The sequence below is a fragment of the Bombella favorum genome (assembly GCF_014048475.1).
Taxonomy (GTDB): domain Bacteria; phylum Pseudomonadota; class Alphaproteobacteria; order Acetobacterales; family Acetobacteraceae; genus Bombella; species Bombella favorum.
On record NZ_NWUS01000001.1, the window covers coordinates 424642 to 443672 of the forward strand.

The 19031-nt window shown below is 55.8% G+C and carries 18 protein-coding genes; 5 read left to right on the forward strand and 13 right to left on the reverse strand.

What is annotated here, in order from left to right; genetic code table 11:
* Nucleotides 1-71: 71 nt before the first annotated feature.
* The 12 genes from CPA57_RS02020 to CPA57_RS02075 all read right to left on the reverse strand — a co-directional run bounded on the left by CPA57_RS02020 (nucleotide 72) and on the right by CPA57_RS02075 (nucleotide 13252).
* Nucleotides 72-359, reverse strand: a complete 288-nt coding sequence (locus CPA57_RS02020; RefSeq protein ID WP_143280628.1) for a hypothetical protein — start codon at nucleotides 357-359, stop codon at nucleotides 72-74.
* 156 nt (nucleotides 360-515) lie between these two features.
* Nucleotides 516-968, reverse strand: a complete 453-nt coding sequence (locus CPA57_RS02025) for a type II toxin-antitoxin system RatA family toxin (protein WP_077395395.1) — start codon at nucleotides 966-968, stop codon at nucleotides 516-518.
* Complete coding sequence (gene lipA / locus CPA57_RS02030) at nucleotides 968-1948, reverse strand: lipoyl synthase (RefSeq protein ID WP_077395394.1); 981 nt, start codon at nucleotides 1946-1948, stop codon at nucleotides 968-970. The genes CPA57_RS02025 and lipA overlap by 1 nt, the downstream gene beginning before the upstream one ends.
* 3 nt (nucleotides 1949-1951) lie before the next feature.
* Nucleotides 1952-3358 carry a dihydrolipoyl dehydrogenase gene (lpdA, locus tag CPA57_RS02035; RefSeq protein ID WP_182081062.1) on the reverse strand — a complete coding sequence of 469 codons (1407 nt, stop codon included), beginning with the start codon at nucleotides 3356-3358 and terminating at the stop codon, nucleotides 1952-1954.
* Nucleotides 3359-3360: 2 nt separating this feature from the next.
* On the reverse strand, nucleotides 3361-4608 hold the full coding sequence (locus CPA57_RS02040; RefSeq protein ID WP_182081064.1) for a pyruvate dehydrogenase complex dihydrolipoamide acetyltransferase: 1248 nt from the start codon (nucleotides 4606-4608) through the stop codon (nucleotides 3361-3363).
* Nucleotides 4609-4613: 5 nt separating this feature from the next.
* Nucleotides 4614-5984, reverse strand: coding sequence for a pyruvate dehydrogenase complex E1 component subunit beta (locus tag CPA57_RS02045; protein WP_182081066.1), 1371 nt, complete (start codon nucleotides 5982-5984; stop codon nucleotides 4614-4616).
* Between the two features lie 3 nt (nucleotides 5985-5987).
* Nucleotides 5988-6992, reverse strand: a complete 1005-nt coding sequence (pdhA, locus tag CPA57_RS02050) for a pyruvate dehydrogenase (acetyl-transferring) E1 component subunit alpha (protein ID WP_077395390.1) — start codon at nucleotides 6990-6992, stop codon at nucleotides 5988-5990.
* A 116-nt stretch (nucleotides 6993-7108) separates the two neighbouring features.
* On the reverse strand, nucleotides 7109-8056 hold the full coding sequence (trpC, locus tag CPA57_RS02055) for an indole-3-glycerol phosphate synthase TrpC (RefSeq protein ID WP_143280627.1): 948 nt from the start codon (nucleotides 8054-8056) through the stop codon (nucleotides 7109-7111).
* Between the two features lie 48 nt (nucleotides 8057-8104).
* Complete coding sequence (gene trpD / locus CPA57_RS02060; RefSeq protein ID WP_182081068.1) at nucleotides 8105-9178, reverse strand: anthranilate phosphoribosyltransferase; 1074 nt, start codon at nucleotides 9176-9178, stop codon at nucleotides 8105-8107.
* Nucleotides 9178-9777, reverse strand: a complete 600-nt coding sequence (locus CPA57_RS02065) for an anthranilate synthase component II (protein ID WP_077395387.1) — start codon at nucleotides 9775-9777, stop codon at nucleotides 9178-9180. The genes trpD and CPA57_RS02065 overlap by 1 nt, the downstream gene beginning before the upstream one ends.
* Nucleotides 9774-11288, reverse strand: a complete 1515-nt coding sequence (gene trpE / locus CPA57_RS02070; RefSeq protein ID WP_182081070.1) for an anthranilate synthase component I — start codon at nucleotides 11286-11288, stop codon at nucleotides 9774-9776. Before trpE ends, CPA57_RS02065 begins: the two co-directional genes overlap by 4 nt.
* On the reverse strand, nucleotides 11285-13252 hold the full coding sequence (locus CPA57_RS02075; protein ID WP_182081072.1) for a peptidylprolyl isomerase: 1968 nt from the start codon (nucleotides 13250-13252) through the stop codon (nucleotides 11285-11287). The genes trpE and CPA57_RS02075 overlap by 4 nt, the downstream gene beginning before the upstream one ends.
* A 158-nt stretch (nucleotides 13253-13410) precedes the next feature.
* On the opposite strand from CPA57_RS02075, the gene tpiA reads away from it, so the two are divergent.
* The 4 genes from tpiA (at nucleotide 13411) to kdsA (ending at nucleotide 17091) form a co-directional block, all read left to right on the forward strand.
* A complete protein-coding gene (tpiA, locus tag CPA57_RS02080; protein ID WP_182081074.1) occupies nucleotides 13411-14205 on the forward strand; it encodes a triose-phosphate isomerase in 795 nt (264 codons plus the stop codon).
* A gap of 18 nt (nucleotides 14206-14223) precedes the next feature.
* Nucleotides 14224-14553, forward strand: a complete 330-nt coding sequence (secG, locus tag CPA57_RS02085) for a preprotein translocase subunit SecG (RefSeq protein ID WP_182081076.1) — start codon at nucleotides 14224-14226, stop codon at nucleotides 14551-14553.
* A gap of 73 nt (nucleotides 14554-14626) precedes the next feature.
* Nucleotides 14627-16270 (forward strand): CTP synthase, encoded by a 1644-nt coding sequence (locus CPA57_RS02090; RefSeq protein WP_182081078.1) that lies wholly within the window; start codon nucleotides 14627-14629, stop codon nucleotides 16268-16270.
* Entirely contained in the window at nucleotides 16267-17091 is an 825-nt protein-coding gene (gene kdsA, locus CPA57_RS02095) for a 3-deoxy-8-phosphooctulonate synthase (RefSeq protein WP_182081080.1), read from the forward strand. Before CPA57_RS02090 ends, kdsA begins: the two co-directional genes overlap by 4 nt.
* Before the next feature lie 10 nt (nucleotides 17092-17101).
* Here the strand turns inward: kdsA and CPA57_RS02100 are convergent, their stop codons facing one another.
* The gene (locus tag CPA57_RS02100) at nucleotides 17102-17584 is read right to left on the reverse strand and encodes a DUF3429 domain-containing protein (RefSeq protein WP_182081082.1); all 483 of its coding nucleotides are present in this window, start codon (nucleotides 17582-17584) and stop codon (nucleotides 17102-17104) included.
* 113 nt (nucleotides 17585-17697) lie between these two features.
* Here CPA57_RS02100 and eno point away from each other — a divergent pair, with 113 nt between their 5' ends.
* Nucleotides 17698-18981: a phosphopyruvate hydratase gene (gene eno, locus CPA57_RS02105; protein ID WP_182081084.1), complete on the forward strand. Its 1284-nt coding sequence runs from the start codon at nucleotides 17698-17700 to the stop codon at nucleotides 18979-18981.
* Nucleotides 18982-19031: the final 50 nt, after the last annotated feature.

Here is a 19031-nt window from a genome sequence, read left to right on the forward strand (position 1 = left end):
TCTCCAAAACGGCACATAAAAAAAGCGGCCCCATAAGGGACCGCTTTTTCACTGCCAGAAATAGGTCTGGATCAGTTAGCCGGAGCTGCTTCCGGTGCCGGAGCAGCAGGCTGAGCCGGAGCTGCCGGGGCCGGGGTAGCCGGCTGGGACTTCTGCAGGGAAGATGCGTTCAGATCATCAGCAGCCTGCGGAGCCTTGCCGTCTTCCTTCTTCTGGCCGTGCTTCATGTTGCACTTCTTACCATGATGATGGTGGCCGTGATGATGAGCTGCACCTGTGTGAGCATCAGCAGCGAAAGCCGGAGCAGCAGCAGCCGTCAGGCCGATCAGAGCAATAGCAGAAAGGGAAAGCTTCTTCATAAAATCCTCCTCAATCATCCTTCCATGTGATGACGTGGACAGTGTAGGACGAATAATTCTTCAAGACAATCACACATCCATAAAAGAAATATTACATAAAAAACAGCTTCGTACGCATCCATCCAATCGTCAGGCGATCAGAGCGTTTTATGAGGGCTACCTCCCTATTTCTCCCTTGGGAGGACCATAAATTTTCCCGGCACGTGTGATGAAGGCCTTCACCATCAGCCGAACACCCTCATTAAAAACCATGCCGATCGCATTCCTCAACAGACGGGACCGAAACTCAAAATCCACGAAGAAATCGACACGGCATCCCTGCCCTTCCGGCGTGAAGGTCCAAACATTCTTAAGATGTTTAAAAGGTCCACGCTCATAGCCCACAATAATACGATGAGGACGCTCCAACCGAACACGGCTAGTATAGCTCTCCCGGAAGGGACCAAACCCGATGGTCAGGTCCGCCAGTAGCTCATCTTCTGTCCGAGAGCGAACAACAGACCGTACACACCACGGCAGAAACTCGGGATATTTACCCACATCCGCAACGAGATCGAACAGCTGTTCGGCAGAATAAGGAATGACTCGCTGTTCAGCATGTGTCGGCATCAGTTCTGACCTTTTTCCAGACGGTGCGCCCGTGCCTCACGCAGTTCGGCAAAGTCCCTATCTGCATGGTAGGATGATCGAGTCAGAGGGGAAGAACTGACCTGAAGAAAACCCTTTGCACGAGCCATCGCCCCATATTCGGCAAATTCATCCGGCGTGACAAAGGACTTCACAGCCGCATGTTTAACCGTTGGCTGTAAATACTGACCCAATGTCAGAAAATCGACATCCGCAATCCGGAAATCATCCATCACCTGTGCAACCTCCATCTTTTCTTCTCCCAGCCCCAGCATCATGCCAGACTTTGTGAAAATGGAAGGATCAAGTTTTTTGGCGTCATCAAGAAGACGGACAGACTGATAATAACGGGCTCCCGGGCGGATACCCGGATATAACCGTGGCACAGTCTCGATATTATGGTTGAAGACATCCGGCCGGGCTTCCACCACTACCTCCAGAGCTCCCGGCTTCCGTAAGAAGTCAGGAGTCAGGATTTCAATAGTCGTCCCGGGAGAAGCGGCACGAACAGCCGCAATCACATCAGCAAAATGCTGTGCTCCACCATCGGGCAGGTCATCACGATCTACTGACGTGATGACCACATGTTTTAGCCCCAGTTTGGCAACAGCTTCGGCTACATGGGCAGGTTCATCTGGGTCCAGTTTGTTGGGTAGACCCGTCGTAACATTACAGAAGGCACAGGCCCTCGTGCATATCTCGCCCATGATCATCATGGTCGCATGGCGCTGGGACCAGCACTCCCCGATATTCGGGCAGGCTGCTTCCTCGCAGACGGTCGCCAGACCATGCTTGCGCATCAGCTCTCTTGTTTCATCATAGGCAGGATTATTGCCCGGTGCCTTCACCCGTATCCATGAAGGTTTCTTCTGAATCGGGTTATCCGGCCGATGGGCTTTTTCTGGATGCCGTATGGCCGCCATACGTTCCCGCTGATGATTGATAACAATACGCTGAACCATGAATCAGATGTGCAGAGCACCCTCATAAGCTGCGAGGACAGCCTCATGCATCGTCTCGGAGATGGTCGGATGCGGGAAGACTGTTTCCATCAGCTCGGCATCGGTCAGTTCACCCGTACGAGCGATGACATAACCCTGAATCATCTCCGTGACTTCGGAGCCGATCATATGAGCACCAAGCAATTCACCTGTTTCAGCATCGAAGACCGTCTTCGTCATGCCTTCAGGCTCACCCATGGCAACAGCCTTACCATTGGCCAGGAAGGGGAAACGCCCGACACGGACCTTATAGCCCTCTGCCTTGGCCTTCTCTTCACTCAGCCCCACAGATGCCACCTGCGGCCGGGCATAGATGCAGCCCGGAATATTACGGGCATGGAGAGGCTCCGGAGAACGACCACTGATCTTCTCGACACAGATCACGCCCTCATGGCTTGCCTTATGGGCCAGCCACGGCGGAGCCGCCACATCACCAATGGCGTAAATGCCCGGCTCACCGGTCCGACAGAACTCGTCCGTCTTGATGTGGGAGCGGTCAACCTGAACCTTTGTCCCCTCAAGGCCAAGGTCTTCCACATTACCAACAATACCAACGGCACAGATCACACGATCCACCGTCAGCTCAACCTTGCCCTTAGCCGTCTCGATGGTGGTGGAGACCTCGTTAGCACCTTTCTTCAGCGGGCCGACTTTCGCACCTGTGTGGATGGTCATGCCACGCTTCTCAAAGGCTTTATGAGCCTGTGCGCTGATCTCGGCATCTTCTGTCATGAGGATACGATCAGCCACTTCGGCGACCGTGACCTCACAACCCAGATCACGGTAGAATGAAGCAAACTCGATACCGATGGCCCCGGAGCCGATCACCAGCAAACGCTTAGGCAACGTATCCGGCGTCATGGCTTCACGGGCACCCCAGATGAGCTTGCCATCTGTCTCCAGGCCAGGGAGCTGACGCCCCCGTGCACCTGTTGCCAGAATGACATGCGGCGCACGAATCTGACCCGTTTCCTTACCATCCTTCGTGATGGAGACCTTATGAGCCTCACCAACACGACCGGCCAGCTTACCACGGCCATCAAACGTCTTGACCTTGGCCTTTTTCAGCAGATGAGCAACACCCTTGCCCATTCTCTCCGCCACGCCACGAGAACGCTTCACGATGGCGCCAAGATCAAAGGAAGGCTGACTGGCAGACAAGCCATAATCCTGAAGGTGACCCAGCGTATGATACACCTCTGCAGAACGCAGTAGGGCCTTTGTGGGGATACATCCCCAGTTAAGGCACACGCCGCCCATGTGAGTGCTCTCTACCAGAGCCACATTCATACCAAGCTGGCTGGCCCGCAGGGCAGCCACATAGCCCCCCGGACCGCCACCGATCACAATAAGATCAAAAAGGTCAGACATGATCACAGCACCAGAGAGTAAGGGTTCTGAATGAGGTCACGCAGCACATTGAGCCACTGCGCACCGAGAGCACCATCCACGGCACGATGATCCACCGAGAGCGTGGCCGTCATGACGGTTGCCACAGCCAGCTCTCCATCCCGCACCACCGGGCGTTTCTCGCCCGAAGCAACTGCCAGAATGGCAGCCTGCGGCGGATTGATGATGGCGGCAAAGTCCTTCACGCCGAACATGCCCATGTTGGAGATGGAGAATGTCCCGCCCTGATAATCCTCTGGGGAGAGCTTACCGTCACGAGCACGGGTCGCAAGGCTGCGCGCCTCCTGACTAATCTCCTTGAGGCTCTTGCGGTCGGCCTGACGGATAACCGGCGTCACCAGCCCATCCGGTACGGAGACAGCCATGGAAATGTCCACATCCTCAAAATGCAGCATTTCGCTCTCGGTGAACTGGACATTGAGACCCGGCAGTTTCTTCAGAGCCACAGCCACAGCTTTGATCATCATGTCATTGACAGAGATCTTGCAGCCTTCAGCCTCCAGAGCCTTATTCAGCTTGCTGCGCAGAGCCAACAGAGCATCAAGCTCGATATCAACCGACACATAGAAATGCGGAACCTGCGTTTTGGACTCCGTCAGGCGGCGGGCAATGACCTTCCGCATACCGGAATGCTTCACATGCTCGACATGACCCGCTGCCGGTACTGCAGCAGGAGCGGCAGAAGCAGCGGGCTTCTGGCCCTTTGCCTTGTCCACATCACGCCGTAGGATGCGGCCATTAGGACCTGTCCCAGTCAGGCTGGTAATATCGACCCCATGCTCCTTGGCAATACGGCGAGCCAGCGGAGAAATGAAGATACGCTCACCTTTGCCTGCGTCAGCCGCAGCAGGCTTTTTGTCAGGATCGAAAGAAGAAATTTCGATCGGGGCCGGTTTCTCATCCTTGGCCTCGGCCTTTTTCTGCGGCTCTGGCTTTGCTTCAGCGGCCGGAGCGGATGGAACATCCTCGCCCTCTTCCACCAAAATGGCGATCGGGGTCTTCACGGCCACATGGTCCGTCCCTTCCGGGATGAGGATTTTCCCAAGGATTCCCTCGTCCGCAGCCTCCACTTCCATGGTGGCCTTGTCGGTCTCGATCTCAGCGATCACATCGCCAGACTGGACCATGTCGCCCTCTTTTTTAAGCCAGCGGGCGACCGTGCCTTCTGTCATGGTCGGAGACAGAGCCGGCATTAAGATATTGATTGCCATTGGTTTCAGTCTCCAAACTGCTTACGCACAGCTTCAACAATCCACTCCGGCTTGGGCAGAGCCAGCTTCTCCAGATTTGCTGCATAAGGGAGAGGAATATCCAGCCCACAGACACGAGCTGGCGGAGCATCCAGCCAGTCAAACGCCTGCTCGACTGCCACAGTGCAGATTTCGGACCCGATACCTGCAACCGGCCAGCCTTCTTCCACAGAAACGATGCGGCTTGTCTTCTTCACGCTCTTGATGATCGTTTCCGTATCCAACGGCCGCAGAGTCCGCAGGTTGATCACCTCAGCCTCAATACCCTGCTCGGCCAGCAGCTCGGCAGCCTCCAGAGCCACACCAACCATGATGGAGAAAGCGACCAGCGTCACATCCTTACCTTCACGTTCGATCTTGGCCTTGCCAATCGGCAGGATGAAGTCCTCATCCACCGGGCATGGGAACTTCTTGCCGTACAGAATTTCGTTTTCCAGCACCACAACCGGGTTCGGGTCACGGATGGCTGCACGCAGCAAGCCCTTGGCATCTGCCGCGGACCACGGAGCTACAACCTTCAACCCCGGAATATGAGCATACCAGCTACCGAAGCACTGGGAATGCTGCGCACCGACACGAGCCGCCGCCCCATTGGGACCACGGAAAACGATCGGACAGGACATCTGACCACCGGACATATAGCGTGTCTTAGCAGCCGAATTAATGATGTGATCCACAGCCTGAAGGGAGAAGTTCATGGTCATGAACTCGACGATCGGCTTCACTCCAGAGAGAGCCGCACCAACGGCCATACCTGTAAAGCCATGCTCCGTGATCGGCATGTCCATGACACGCTTATCACCGAACTCATCCAGCAGACCCTGACTGACCTTGTAGGCACCCTGATACTGGGCGACTTCCTCGCCAAGCAGGAACACGTCCTCATCACGGCGCATCTCGGCTGCCATCGCATCACGCAAAGCTTCACGCACCGTGATCTCTGCCGTTTCACCCCATTCAGGTTCCACGATGTCGGTGGTGGTGCTGGTAGGAGCCTGCGGTGCAGATGCTGGAGCCGGAATATTCTTTTCCACCTTAGCGGTCGGCTCAGTCTTAGGACCGAGGTCCAGCGCATCCGCAGCGGAAGCGTCTTCACCTTCCTCCAGCAGAACAGCGATGGGTGTATTCACCGCAACATGGTCTGTACCTTCGGTGATCAGAATGCGCCCTAGAACGCCTTCCTCAACGGCTTCCATCTCCATGGTTGCCTTATCGGTCTCAATCTCGGCAATGACCTCGCCGGGCTTGACCACATCACCTTCTTTCTTGACCCAACGGGCCAGTGTGCCCTCCTCCATAGTCGGAGAAAGAGCGGGCATGAGAATAGGAGAGGCCATGAGTTATTCCCCCACCAGAACGTCGGTCCAGAGCTCGGATGCATCGGGCTCGGGGCTGGTTTCTGCAAATTCGGCAGCATCCTTCACAGTGGCCTTCACATCCTGCTCCACTGTTTTGAAAAAGGATTCATCAATGCCGTGCTTGATCATTTCGGCTTTCAGCGTTTCAATCGGGTCACGTGTCCGGCGCATCTCGTCCACTTCTGAACGCTGACGGTATTTTGCCGGGTCGGACATGGAGTGGCCACGGTAACGGTAGGTTTCCATCTCCAACAGGAACGGCCCCTTACCAGAGCGGCAATGCTCCATTGCTTCCTTAGCGGCCTGATAGACGGCGGCTACATCCATACCATCAACCTTGCGGGATGGAATCCCCCACGGAGCGGCGTTTTTGGAAAGGTCCTTGGAGGCAGAGGAGCGCTCAATGGAGGTTCCCATGCCGTACCGGTTATTCTCAATCACATAAAGGCAGGGCAGTTTATGCAGAGCAGCAAGATTAAAGCTCTCATAAACCTGCCCCTGATTGGAGGCACCTTCACCAAAATAGACGATGGAAACGGCGCCATCATTCTTATAGGCACTCGTCAGGGCCAGACCCGTGCCGATGGCTACCTGTGCGCCAACAATACCATGGCCGCCATAGAATTCCTGTTCTTTAGAGAACATATGCATGGAACCGCCCTTACCGTGGGAATAACCACCGGAACGGCCCGTCAGCTCAGCCATAACGCCACGAGCAGTCATGCCAGCAACGAGCATCTGCCCATGATCACGATATGACGTGATGGAGCGATCACCCTTCTTCATAGCAAGACCGATACCGGCCACAACGGCTTCCTGACCAATATACAAGTGGCAGAAGCCACCGATCAGCCCCATGCCGTACAGCTGGCCGGCTTTTTCTTCAAAGCGGCGCACCAGCAGCATTTCCCTGTAGGCGCGTTCCATTTCTTCCCGTGATAGCGCCGGGCCATTCTGCCGGTTCGGCGCATCCGTCATAGAACCCATGACACTCTCCCGCGGTTCACAACTTTGCATAGGGCGGCCTTGTAACAACAGTCTTTGGTGAAAGCTAGCTGTCTAAAGGCCCGCCGCCCATTTTTTATACTAAATTAGTACTCTTTTTAGAAACCGAGTAGACGCCGGGCCGCCAGACCAGGATCTTCTTCCCGCAGCAGAGATTCCCCAACCAGAACAGCACTGCATCCAGCTTCGCCAACCTTGGTCAGGTCCTCTGTCGTGGCAATACCACTTTCCGACACCACGAGACGATCCGGCGGAACCTGCGGTGCAAGGTCTAGCGTTGTCTGAATGTCAGTTTTCAGTGTCTTCAGATTGCGGTTGTTAATGCCGATCAGGAAGCTGTCATAAGCAAGGGCTCGAGTTAGCTCCTCCTCGTTATGCACTTCAATCAGCACGTCCATATCCAGCCCACGGGCAAGAGCGATCAGTTCGGCTGCCTCATCATCCTTCAGGGCTGCCATAATGAGCAGGATACAGTCTGCTCCAATCAGGCGGCTCTCATGCACCTGCCACGGATCAAGGATAAAGTCCTTCCGCAGAATCGGAAGACTACACGCAGCCCGCACGGCCTGAAGGTCTTCCACACTTCCATGGAAGCAGGACCCTTCTGTCAAAACGGAGATACAGCTTGCTCCAGCATTCTGATAAGAACGGGCAATCTGAGCCGGATCATAATCAGGACGCAGAATACCTGCAGAGGGGGAGGCCTTCTTCACCTCTGCGATAAGGCCCACACGCCTATCAGCCGTAATATGCTGCAACGCCTGACCAAATCCACGGGTCGGCATGGAGACTTCTTTTGCCTTGGCGGCAATCTCCTTCAGCGGCATGACCTGCATGCGCTGTTCGACATCAAGGCGGGTCCTCGTGCAGATGCGCTCCAGCACATCACTACCGCTTTCCCCCCCTCCTGCTGCGGCAGGCGGAGTGGCCTCCGGTTGGGCTGTCTGCTGTGCATCATTATTTGCAGAGACATCAGAAGCCGGAACCTGTCCACCATCCTCTGCAGGGGCAAAAGCAGCCATCGACCGCTGTGGCGAAAAAATCATGATCGTCCTGAATCTTTACCTTGGAACATTAAGGAACGGTTCTAGCGTTCAGTTCTGAGCACTTACACCCGTTTGAGCCCGGATTAAAGCCTTCTGGGCCAACCCCTCATCGAGGGACCGGGCCGCTTCGGCAATATTACGCCGCAAAGCCGGGACGGAAAGGCAGCCATTCTCCAGCAGTTTCCCCCGCCCAGCAACATGCAGACCAACAGCAGTATTCAGCAGGACCGTATCACGGTAACAGCCTGTTTCTCCTGCAAAAAGAGCCTCCATACGTCGCGCATTACTGGCGGGGTCTGCCCCCCTAAGAGCGGCGATCTCGTAATGGGGCAGACCTGCCATGTCCGGCGTCAAGTCAAATGAAACAACCTGTCCATTTTCCCACACCTCATTGTGTGTAGGCCCGGAAAGGGTCAATTCATCAATGCCCCCCTCATCGGTGTGGCCATGCACAACCCATGCAGAAACCGCTCCAAGCTCCCCGAGCACCTGTGCTACGGGGCGGCACCATGCTTCGGCAAACACACCAACAAGCTGACGTCGGACCCGTGCCGGGTTACAGAGTGGCCCCAGCAGGTTGAACAATGTCCGAAAACCAAGCTGTTTCCGGACCGGAGCGGCAATCCGCATGGCTGGATGATGAAAGGGCGCCGCTAAGAAAGCGAGATGATCCTGCCTCAGGCGTTCTTCCTGTCGGGCGTGGTCAGCTTCGGCAGGAATACCCAGTGCTTCCAGAACATCGGTCGCCCCGGCCCGAGAAGACCAGGCCCGCCCTCCGTGCTTGGCAACAGGAACTCCCAAGCCAGCCAACACAAAGGCCGTAGCTGTGGACACATTCAGCGTCCCCAAACCATCGCCGCCCGTCCCGCAGACATCCACTGTATCTTCCGGCACGTTACGGAGAGCCTGCATATTCTGACGAACAGCCCGTACAGCCCCTGAAAGCTCTTCTGCCGTCTCCCCTCGCATCTGAAGGGCGGTTAGAAAGGCAGAGAGTTCTATCTCCGAGACATCCCCCTGCATGATGAGCATGAAGGCGGCCTCAGCCTCGGAAACACTCAACTCCTGCCCGGCAGCAACCTTCCTAAGGAACGGAACAAACGACGTCTTCTGCACGCCCATCAGCTAGCAGCACCCTCTTTCTGCGGAAACACATTGGCCAGTCGCAGGAAGTTGGCCAGCAACTCACGCCCGGAGTTGGATGCAATGCTCTCCGGATGGAACTGCACACCATGAATCGGGTATTCTCGATGCCGAACACCCATAATGACGCCATCTTCCGTTTTCGCATTAACGATAAGTGAATCCGGGATACTGGCTGGGTCCAGCGTCAAGCTATGATAACGCACCATGTCCACCGGGTCTGGCAGGCCAGCAAAAACACCACTCCCATCATGATGAATAGCATTAATCTTGCCATGCATGGGCACAGAGGCACGAACAACACGAGCACCAAAGACCTGCCCGATGGACTGATGCCCCAGACAAACCCCAAGAACGGGCACTTTCCCCGCTGCTTTTTCAATCAGCTCACAGCAAATGCCCGCCTCATCAGGGGAACACGGGCCTGGAGACAGAACGATGGCAGAGGGGTTCATTTCCAATGCACGGTCAGCGGTCAGCGCATCATTTCGCTTAACAGCGCATTCCACACCCAACGCACCGAAGTGGTGCACTAGGTTGAAAGTGAAACTGTCATAATTATCAATCAGCAGAATCATCTGATGGTCTCCTCACATTCAGAGGTCATAGCTGTTCTTTCAGATGATGCGCCGGATGGAGATTTACACCCCCTCCCCGTAGAAACCCTTTGCTGACCGTTATGGATGGCCTGCTTGATAGCCGCTTCTGCCGCCGTAAAAAGCGCACGGGCCTTGGCTCTCGTCTCCTGATATTCGGCTTCAGGATCAGATTCAGCCACGACACCACAACCAGCCTGCACATACATTTGGCCGTCCTTCAACAGGGCCATGCGCAGTCCGATGCAGGTATCCATCTCGCCATTGGCACCAAAATAACCAACACACCCAGCATAGGGACCACGCCGGGTTGGCTCCAACTCGTCAATGATCTCCATGGTGCGTATCTTTGGTGCCCCCGTCAGCGTGCCAGCCGGGAAGGCTGCAGACAGGGCATCAAGAGCGCTGCACTCAGGCTTTACGTTCCCCGTTACAGTAGATGAGATGTGCATGACGTGGCTATAGCGCTCCACCACGAAACGATCCGGCACGTCTACCGTTCCCAGCTGAGACACACGCCCAACATCATTCCGTCCAAGGTCGATCAGCATGAGATGTTCGGCAAGCTCCTTGCCATCAGCCAGGAGTTCCTTCTCCAACGCCAGATCATGCTCACGATCCCGCCCACGGGGCCGGGTGCCTGCCAGTGGGCGGACTGTTACGATACCATCCCGCACGCGCACCAGAATTTCCGGTGATGAACCTACAAGCGTGAATTCACCAAGTTCCATCAGGAACAGGAACGGTGCTGGATTAATACGCCGCAGACTACGATAGAGAGAAAGCGAGGATAGCGGGAACGCTGTCGTGAAACGCTGGCTCGGCACAATCTGGAAGGCATCACCGGCGGCGATATAATCCTGCGCCGTTTTCACCTTCTGAAGGAAATCCTCATGCGTGATGTTGGAAACAGGCACTTCCAGCTGCGTGCCTACCGGCAATGCTTCTGCCGGGTCTTCCACGGGCTGCCGCAGAGCCGCCACAGCCTTATCCAGAAGGGCCTCACCCTCTTCTACAGACGTACCATCACGCAATGGCGTGGCAAGAATCAGCTCATCCCGCACGATGTCGAACACAGCAAAAAGCCGGGGACGAATCATCACCCCTTCAGGGAGGTCCAGATCGTTCGGTGGCGGGTTGGGAAGGTCTTCCATCTGCCGGACCATGTCATAGCCCAGCACGCCAAAGACCCCACCAATCATCGGAGGCATGCCCTCTGGCAGCTCCATCCGACTCTCATCCAGAAGTGTTTTTAGCGAGGCCAGCGGGGCTACGTCCTCCTTTTGGCCATCACGAAAGGCCTGACCATCCTTACACCGCCATACCGTATCCGGCAGCAGGGCAATAATGGAATACCGCCCTCGGGCTTCCCCTCCTTCCACACTCTCGAAAAAGAGACGGTACGGATCATCAGCCAGACGAGACAAACGAAGAAAAACGGAAAGCGGGGTCAGCAGGTCACCTGCTTCTACCCTGTGTAAAATACTGCTCACTGCTGGCCTAGCCTTCCTGAAATCATGCTGAGTACCCTCTCATTGACATCATTGAACAGGGTAGCGTTGAAGTGGCGTAGCGGTGCCACACGGGTATAGGACATACCCAGCGTCTCCTGCAGGTCGTTACGATAGGCCCCTGCCATACGCACTGCCTGCTGCTGCCGGATAGCCTGAATCAGTGTCGGTGACTCCTCGTAATTACCTGTCACATTGACCAGCCAGTAACCATCTCCTTCTTGAAGCATGGCCGTCTGCCCCTGCTTCTGCTCAAGAGCCGCCCTAAGAATGAGAGCCGGCACATCATGACGCAACTGAAGGCGAGAGAAATGCTCATCCTTCTGAAGCATGGCCTCCTCTTTCTGACCAGCCAGAGCCTGACGCAGCCCCTCCTTCTTCGCCTGCTGATACAAAGCCGTTGCCCGTTGTTCCGTAGCGTGCTTTCGGGCATCGGCCAGCCATGCATCTTTTACAGCCTGCTGCACGCTCTCATACGCTTCCTGCTTGCCCGGTGTGATGTCATCCACCAACACAGCGAAAGCACTACCATCCGGCTCGGTCACAACATGCGGAGGCTCATCCTTCTTCTGGCTGAAAACCTGCCCTATCAGAGCCTGACGTAGTGTCCCATCCCCCGGCAGAGGGGCTGGCTCGCCACCCGGCAGATTGCCATGAGCATCCAAGCTACCCTCCAGAGGGAATGCTCCGATATCCGCAGGAATCTTATCCAGCGTCACAGACCCGGCTACGGCTTCCTCGAACGCTCTCTGCCGGTCCTTCAGCAGTGCGGTCGCCCGCTCATTCGTCAGATCTTCCCGAATGCTGTCTTTTAGGCTTTCAAAGCTGGCGTGCTTTGCTGGCTTGACGGACAGAACATGCACGACGCTCCAGCCTGCTGCTGTGCGGACGGGGGCAGACACGTGGCCTTCCTGCGTATCAAAAGCCGCCTTACCCAGAGCGGGATCCGGCAGGTCCGTCACACGGGCATCACTCAACGTAGCCGGGATGGCTTTGGGATACTGCTTCTGCAACTCTGCCCAGGACTGCCCCTTCTGCCATGCTGTTGCAATCCGTTCGGCCGTTGCTTCATCTGTCACAGCCAAAACCTCAACAGAGCGCAACTCCGGACTATTATAACGGGCTGCCTCGGTGGGGTCCTGCATCTTCATCTTGTAGGATGCCTGCAGGTCTTCATCAGAAATCTGGAGCGTTTTTGCTACGCTCCCTGCCGTCATCACCACAATACGAGCGTGACGATATTCAGGCTGCCGGAACTGCCAAAGGTGATTCCGATAATAGCGTTTCAACTGCTCATCAGTCGGCTGAGCGGAGACTTCCCCCAGAGAGAAAGGTAGGCGCACCATATCCACCACCTGACCATGCCCAACATAATTTTCCAGCCAGTCCAGCTCCTGTGCTGGAGGCTGCACAGACTTACCAAAAGCGAACATGGTCGCACTGCCATACAGCATACGCCGTGTCTCTTCCGTCAGAGTCTGATGGCTGAGATTATTGCTCTTGAGCAGCTCTTCCATCTTCTTAGGCTCGAACCTGCCGCTAGGGTCTTGGAAATCAGGCATAGCGAAAACGACTTTACGAATCGTCTCATCACCCGGGTTAAGACCATTGCGTTCCCCGGCCAGCTCCCCCTCATGCACAAGAATGAGGTTGCGCAGGGCAGCATGCCCAATTTCCTGACGCCCCTCCGGGGTCTTCAAAAATTCAGTCGCACCACCATTCTGCTGAATGGCATAAGCCACCTGCCTCTGAATGGCTTTCTGAAACTCAAGAGGCGTAATCTTGCGGGATCCGATCTGCACCACGGTGTCACCGCCCAGACCGGGCATCCCACCGCCCATGCCAAAAAAGGTGCCTCCCAGCACGACAAAGGAAAGAAAAACCACAAAGGCGATCACCCGGCCGAGCCAGGAGTCAACCAGAAAATGACGCAGGGCAGTAATCATCGAAGGCGCATATCACTTTACTGATGGCAGAATAGCATTAGCCGAGAAAACCCGCTAAGCTGCCCCAGCATAGAGATGCCGACACAGATTGACCAGCACGGCGTGTCCCTTCTCTGCCCATGTGCAGTGGATGCATCGTGCCGACCGGGGAGAGCAGAATGAGCACCGTACCCAAATTTGTCATTGGGAACTGGAAAATGCAGGCTCGCCACGAGCACGGCCTCCAGCTCGCACGGGACATCGCCCACGCCATGCGGGACACACCACCGCCATCGCACCTTCATACCATTATCTGTCCCCCCTTCACGCAGCTTGATGGTGTCCATCAGGCATTGCGGGAGGTCTGCCTACCGCATGAGCAACTGGCCATGGGGGCGCAAGACTGTTACCCGGCATCCTCTGGCCCCTTCACCGGGGATATTTCTGCCCCTATGATTCTTGACCTCGGGGCACGTTATGTCATTCTCGGCCATTCGGAACGACGCCAAAACCATGGCGAAACCGATGCCATCATCCGCCAAAAGGTCAAAGCAGCTACAGCAGCCGGGATTACGCCGATTGTCTGTATCGGCGAGCATCTGGCAGAGCGAAATGAAGGACGGGCTGCCAGCGTGCTTTCCACCCAGATTGAAGGCTCACTGACACGGGGCTTTCGTGGAATTCTGGCTTATGAGCCTGTCTGGGCCATCGGTAGCGGCATCACCCCTTCACAGGAGGAGCTTCAGAGAAAGCTACAGCTGATCCGTGCCCTGCTACCAATGAGGCTGATGACGGATGACATTCGTGTTCCGGTCCTGTATGGCGGGTCTGTAACTTCCGTTCAGGCTCCCTCCATCATGTCCATCGAGGCAGTGGACGGGGTGCTTGTCGGCAGTGCCAGCCTTGAAGCACAAAGCTTCCTGGACATCATTGGCGCTGCGGCTGAAGCAACTGCGCCTCAGCCTTCCCCATAACCTGTTGGACCTGACTGCATGACCACATTTCTGCTTATCCTCACTGTTCTGGTTGCCCTGGCCCTTATCGGCGTTATCCTGATCCAGCGTAGCGAAGGCGGTGGTCTCGGCGTTGGCAGCAGTCAGGGGCTGGGTTCCTTCATGTCCGGCCGTGGCACAGCAACCCTGCTGACCCGCAGTACAGCTGTGCTGGCTGCCATCTTCATGATTCTCTGCCTGTGCCTGGCTGTTCTGAACCGTGGAGCCTCTAGCGGGGGTTCAGGCCGTGATATTCTGGCCCACCCGCCTGTCAATCAGCCTGCTAATACAGCCGCTCCTACCGCCCCGCAGACACCACAGCATCCCTGATCCATTTTTCATGGGAAGCGGAGCGCATAATCTGCTTCCCCTTCCCCCCCTCTTCACTATATAAGGGCCTCCCATGACGCGCTTTGTTTTTGTGACGGGTGGGGTTGTATCCTCCCTCGGTAAAGGTATTGCTTCGGCAGCTCTGGCTGCCCTCCTCCAGGCCCGTGGGCATAAGGTCCGCATCAGGAAACTGGACCCTTATCTGAATGTTGATCCGGGCACGATGAGCCCCTATCAACACGGTGAGGTGTTCATCACTGATGACGGTGCCGAGACCGATCTTGATCTCGGCCACTATGAGCGATTCACGGGCGTGCACGCCCGTCGTTCCGACAACACCACGACAGGCCGCATCTATTCCAATGTCATCGCCCGGGAACGCCGCGGCGACTATCTTGGGGCTACTGTTCAGGTCATTCCGCACATCACGGATGCCATCAAGGAAGCTGTAGTTACAGATACGGACGGCTATGATTTCGTGCTGGTCGAAATTGGCGGCACGGTTGGTGATATTGAGAGCCTCCCCTTTCTGGAAGCCATACGCCAGCTCCGTAACGATCTGGGCCATGAGAACACAATGTGTGTGCATCTCACCCTCCTGCCCTATATTCCTTCCGCTGGTGAACTGAAGACGAAGCCGACCCAACATTCTGTCAAAGAACTCCAGAATGTCGGCCTCCAGCCGCAAATCCTTCTCTGCCGGTCAGACCGCCCCATCCCACAGACGGAACGACAAAAGATCGCCAGTTTCTGTAATGTCCGGCCGGAAGCTGTAATTGCTGCGCTAGATGTCGATACCATCTATGCCTGCCCCATCGCTTATCACGAGCAGGGTATGGACCGTGAGGTTCTCCGTTATTTCGGCCTTCCTCACGAGACAACCCCAGACCTCTCCCGCTGGGAGAAGATCGTCCGTGGCGTGCGGGAACCGAAGGGCGAAGTCCGCATCGGCATTGTTGGGAAATACACAGCACTGCTGGACAGCTACAAATCCCTTGCCGAAGCCCTTCTGCATGGTGGCATCTCGCAGGATGTCCGTGTCCATATGAACTGGATTGATGCGGAAGAGCTGGAAGACCCAGCCAATCTTGATGAGCTGCTCCGGGGTATGGATGGTATTCTGGTACCCGGTGGCTTTGGTGAACGTGGCTCCGAAGGGAAGATCAACGCCGTGCGTTATGCACGTGAGAATAAGATCCCCTTCCTTGGCATCTGTTTCGGTATGCAGATGGCTGTCATTGAGTGTGCCCGCTCACTCGCTGGCCTGAAGAAAGCCTCCTCCACAGAGTTTGGCCCCACGGATGAACCGTTGGTCGGCCTTATGACTGAATGGGCCCGCGGCACGGAACTGCTACGCCGCCGTGAAGGCGGAGACCTTGGTGGTACCATGCGTGTCGGTGCCTATCCGGCCAAACTTGTCGAAGGGTCCCGCGTTGCGGAGGTGTACGGTAAAACAGACATCCGTGAACGTCACCGTCACCGCTGGGAAGTCAACGTCCATTATCGTGAGGTTCTGGAAAAGACATCCCTCCGCTTCTCTGGCATGTCGCCTGATGGTGTGCTGCCGGAAGTCGTGGAATATCCTGATCACCCATGGTTTATCGGTGTGCAGTATCATCCAGAACTGCTCTCTAAGCCCTTCGATCCGCATCCGCTGTTCGTAGGCTTCGTTGGTGCTGCCAAAAAAGAGCATCTCTCACGGGAAGAGACTGTATGAATGTCCCTCTCGGGAACTTCATCATCGGGCAGGATCAGCCTTTCCGGCTGATCGCTGGCCCGTGTCAGATTGAATCCCGAGACCATGCCTTCTTCATGGCAGAGGCCCTGCACCGCCTCTGCCATGAGCTGGATATCCGGCTCATCTACAAAAGCAGCTTTGATAAAGCCAACCGTAGCTCGGTCCATGCCGCCCGTGGTGTTGGAATGGAGGAAGGGCTGAAAATCCTTTCCGATGTTCGTACTCAGTTCGGGATTCCTGTCCTGACGGATGTTCACGCCCCAGAACAATGCGCCCCCGCTGCTGAAGCCGTGGACGTCCTTCAGATTCCGGCCTTCCTCTGTCGGCAGACGGATTTACTCCTTGCTGCGGGGCAAACGGGGCGGGCCATCAATGTCAAAAAAGGGCAGTTTCTAGCCCCTCAGGACATGCAGAATATTGTCGATAAGCTGAAATCCACTGGAAACGAACGCATCCTACTTTGCGAACGTGGTACGTGCTTTGGCTACAATACGCTCATCAATGATATGCGAGCCCTGCCCATCATGGCACGAACCGGATATCCTATTGTCTTTGATGCCACCCACTCCGTACAGCAGCCGGGTGGGCTCGGTACAGCGACTGGCGGACAGCGAGAGTTTGTAGCACCGCTAGCCCGTGCCGCCCTAGCAACCGGCGTCAGTGCCCTCTTTATCGAAACTCATCAAGAGCCGGATACAGCACCCAGCGATGGTCCCACCATGATCCCCCTCACTGAGATGCGGGACCTGCTTGTGCCGCTCAAAAAGATTGATCAACTGGTCAAGTCAGAAATCCTCTGAGCCCCAGGCCCTAAAACTGGCCCTGTGGCGATAGCAGAGCAAGTAGAAAGCCAATCACACATAACCCGGTGCTGATCGCTCTTACCATGAAATAACCGGGCGGCAGATCACCACAACGATTAGCGATTCGTTCCAGAGCAAAGATGCCTGCAAAACCGATCACTTCCAGCCCAAATCCGGTCCGCAGATTCCCCAGCAATCCGACACAGAGGGCTAACCATCCCCACAAAAAGGCAAATGCTCCCAAAAGAAGAGCACGTCCATCCCGCTGCCCCTCGCCCTTTGGTAGAATGATTGTAGGCTTGCTGGCTAGCAACCCCCACTGAACAGCCCCATAGAAAGACAGCAGACACCCCCCATAGGTAAGTAGGATGAGACTGAGATGGGGTAATGATGTCAGCACTCCAGCCAGAAACAGCCAGCCCCCCACCAGAAAGGGGAAAACGCCGCCAAGCACAATAAGCATGGCAGCTGTGACAGGAAATTGTCGCATCGTAATTGACCTCAGGCGCGTATTTTGAGACTGAAATAGAGCGAAAGCGGATCCAGGCTATTATCTGATAATAGGCCGTTCAGGGTCCGCCGCATAGAGTCAGGAGAAGTCCCTTGAGCGCTATTGTTGATATTATTGCCCGCGAAATTCTGGACAGCCGTGGTAACCCGACTGTTGAGGTAGATGTTGAACTGGCCTCCGGTGTTACCGGTCGTGCTGCCGTTCCTTCCGGTGCCTCCACCGGTGCCCACGAAGCTGTAGAACTGCGTGATGGCGACAAAAAACGCTTCCACGGCAAGGGCGTCCTGAAGGCTGTCAACGCCGTGAACACGGAAATTGCCGACAAGCTGCGTGGCATGGAATCTGAAGATCAGATCGCCATTGACCAGGCCATGATCGACCTCGATGGTACACCGAACAAGGCCCGTCTTGGTGCTAACGCCATCCTTGGTGTCTCTCTCGCCGTGGCCCGCGCCACAGCTGAAGAGCTGGACCTGCCGCTGTACCGCTATGTTGGTGGCACATTTGCCCATGTTCTGCCCGTTCCGATGATGAACATCATCAACGGTGGTGAGCATGCCGACAACGCCATCGACTTCCAGGAATTCATGATCCAGCCGGTTGGTGCTTCTTCCGTTGCGGAAGCCATCCGTATGGGTTCTGAAATCTTCGCTTGTCTGAAGAAAGAGCTGCACAAGAACGGCCTGAACACCAACGTTGGTGATGAAGGCGGTTTTGCTCCTAACCTCAGCTCCACCGAGGAAGGCCTGAAGTATATCGAGAAGGCTGTTGCAGACGCTGGCTACAAGTTCGGCACGGATATCACGCTCGCTCTCGACTGTGCTTCTACCGAGTTCTACAAGAACGGCCGCTACGAGATGAAGGGCGAAGGCAAGAGCTTCAGCTCCAGCGAAATGGTCTCCTATCTGGAGAAGCTGACCAAGGACTTCCCGATTGTATCCATCGAGGATGGTCTGGCTGAAGATGACTGGGAAGGCTGGAAAGAGCTGACCGAGCGTCTTGGTGACCGCATCCAGCTGGTCGGTGATGACCTCTTCGTCACCAATCCGGCCCGTCTGAAGGAAGGTATCGAAAAGGGCGTTGCCAACTCCCTGCTCGTGAAGGTGAACCAGATCGGCTCCCTGACAGAGACACTCCGTGCCGTGGAAATGGCTCAGCGCGCTGGCTATACCACTGTCATGAGCCACCGTTCTGGTGAAACAGAAGACAGCACCATCGCTGATCTCGCTGTCGCCGTGAACACAGGGCAGATCAAGACGGGCTCCCTGTCCCGCTCCGACCGTATGGCCAAGTACAACCAGCTGATCCGCATTGAGCAGCAGCTGGGCAAGAGCGCCGAATATGCTGGTCGCAGCATCCTGAAATCCCGCAAGTAATTCCGGGTGTAGACCAGCCAGATAATGGTTAGTCTGCCAACGGGAAAAGC

Bases quoted from the DNA above. Each gene is read 5' to 3' on its own strand.
- CPA57_RS02020 (WP_143280628.1), bottom strand. From the start codon at position 359: ATGAAGAAGCTTTCCCTTTCTGCTATTGCTCTGATCGGCCTGACGGCT.
- CPA57_RS02025 (WP_077395395.1), bottom strand. From the start codon at position 968: ATGCCGACACATGCTGAACAGCGAGTCATTCCTTATTCTGCCGAACAG.
- lipA (WP_077395394.1), bottom strand. From the start codon at position 1,948: ATGGTTCAGCGTATTGTTATCAATCATCAGCGGGAACGTATGGCGGCC.
- lpdA (WP_182081062.1), bottom strand. From the start codon at position 3,358: ATGTCTGACCTTTTTGATCTTATTGTGATCGGTGGCGGTCCGGGGGGC.
- CPA57_RS02040 (WP_182081064.1), bottom strand. From the start codon at position 4,608: ATGGCAATCAATATCTTAATGCCGGCTCTGTCTCCGACCATGACAGAA.
- CPA57_RS02045 (WP_182081066.1), bottom strand. From the start codon at position 5,984: ATGGCCTCTCCTATTCTCATGCCCGCTCTTTCTCCGACTATGGAGGAG.
- pdhA (WP_077395390.1), bottom strand. From the start codon at position 6,992: ATGGGTTCTATGACGGATGCGCCGAACCGGCAGAATGGCCCGGCGCTA.
- trpC (WP_143280627.1), bottom strand. From the start codon at position 8,056: ATGATTTTTTCGCCACAGCGGTCGATGGCTGCTTTTGCCCCTGCAGAG.
- trpD (WP_182081068.1), bottom strand. From the start codon at position 9,178: ATGGGCGTGCAGAAGACGTCGTTTGTTCCGTTCCTTAGGAAGGTTGCT.
- CPA57_RS02065 (WP_077395387.1), bottom strand. From the start codon at position 9,777: ATGATTCTGCTGATTGATAATTATGACAGTTTCACTTTCAACCTAGTG.
- CPA57_RS02075 (WP_182081072.1), bottom strand. From the start codon at position 13,252: ATGATTACTGCCCTGCGTCATTTTCTGGTTGACTCCTGGCTCGGCCGG.
- tpiA (WP_182081074.1), top strand. From the start codon at position 13,411: ATGAGCACCGTACCCAAATTTGTCATTGGGAACTGGAAAATGCAGGCT.
- secG (WP_182081076.1), top strand. From the start codon at position 14,224: ATGACCACATTTCTGCTTATCCTCACTGTTCTGGTTGCCCTGGCCCTT.
- CPA57_RS02090 (WP_182081078.1), top strand. From the start codon at position 14,627: ATGACGCGCTTTGTTTTTGTGACGGGTGGGGTTGTATCCTCCCTCGGT.
- kdsA (WP_182081080.1), top strand. From the start codon at position 16,267: ATGAATGTCCCTCTCGGGAACTTCATCATCGGGCAGGATCAGCCTTTC.
- CPA57_RS02100 (WP_182081082.1), bottom strand. From the start codon at position 17,584: ATGCGACAATTTCCTGTCACAGCTGCCATGCTTATTGTGCTTGGCGGC.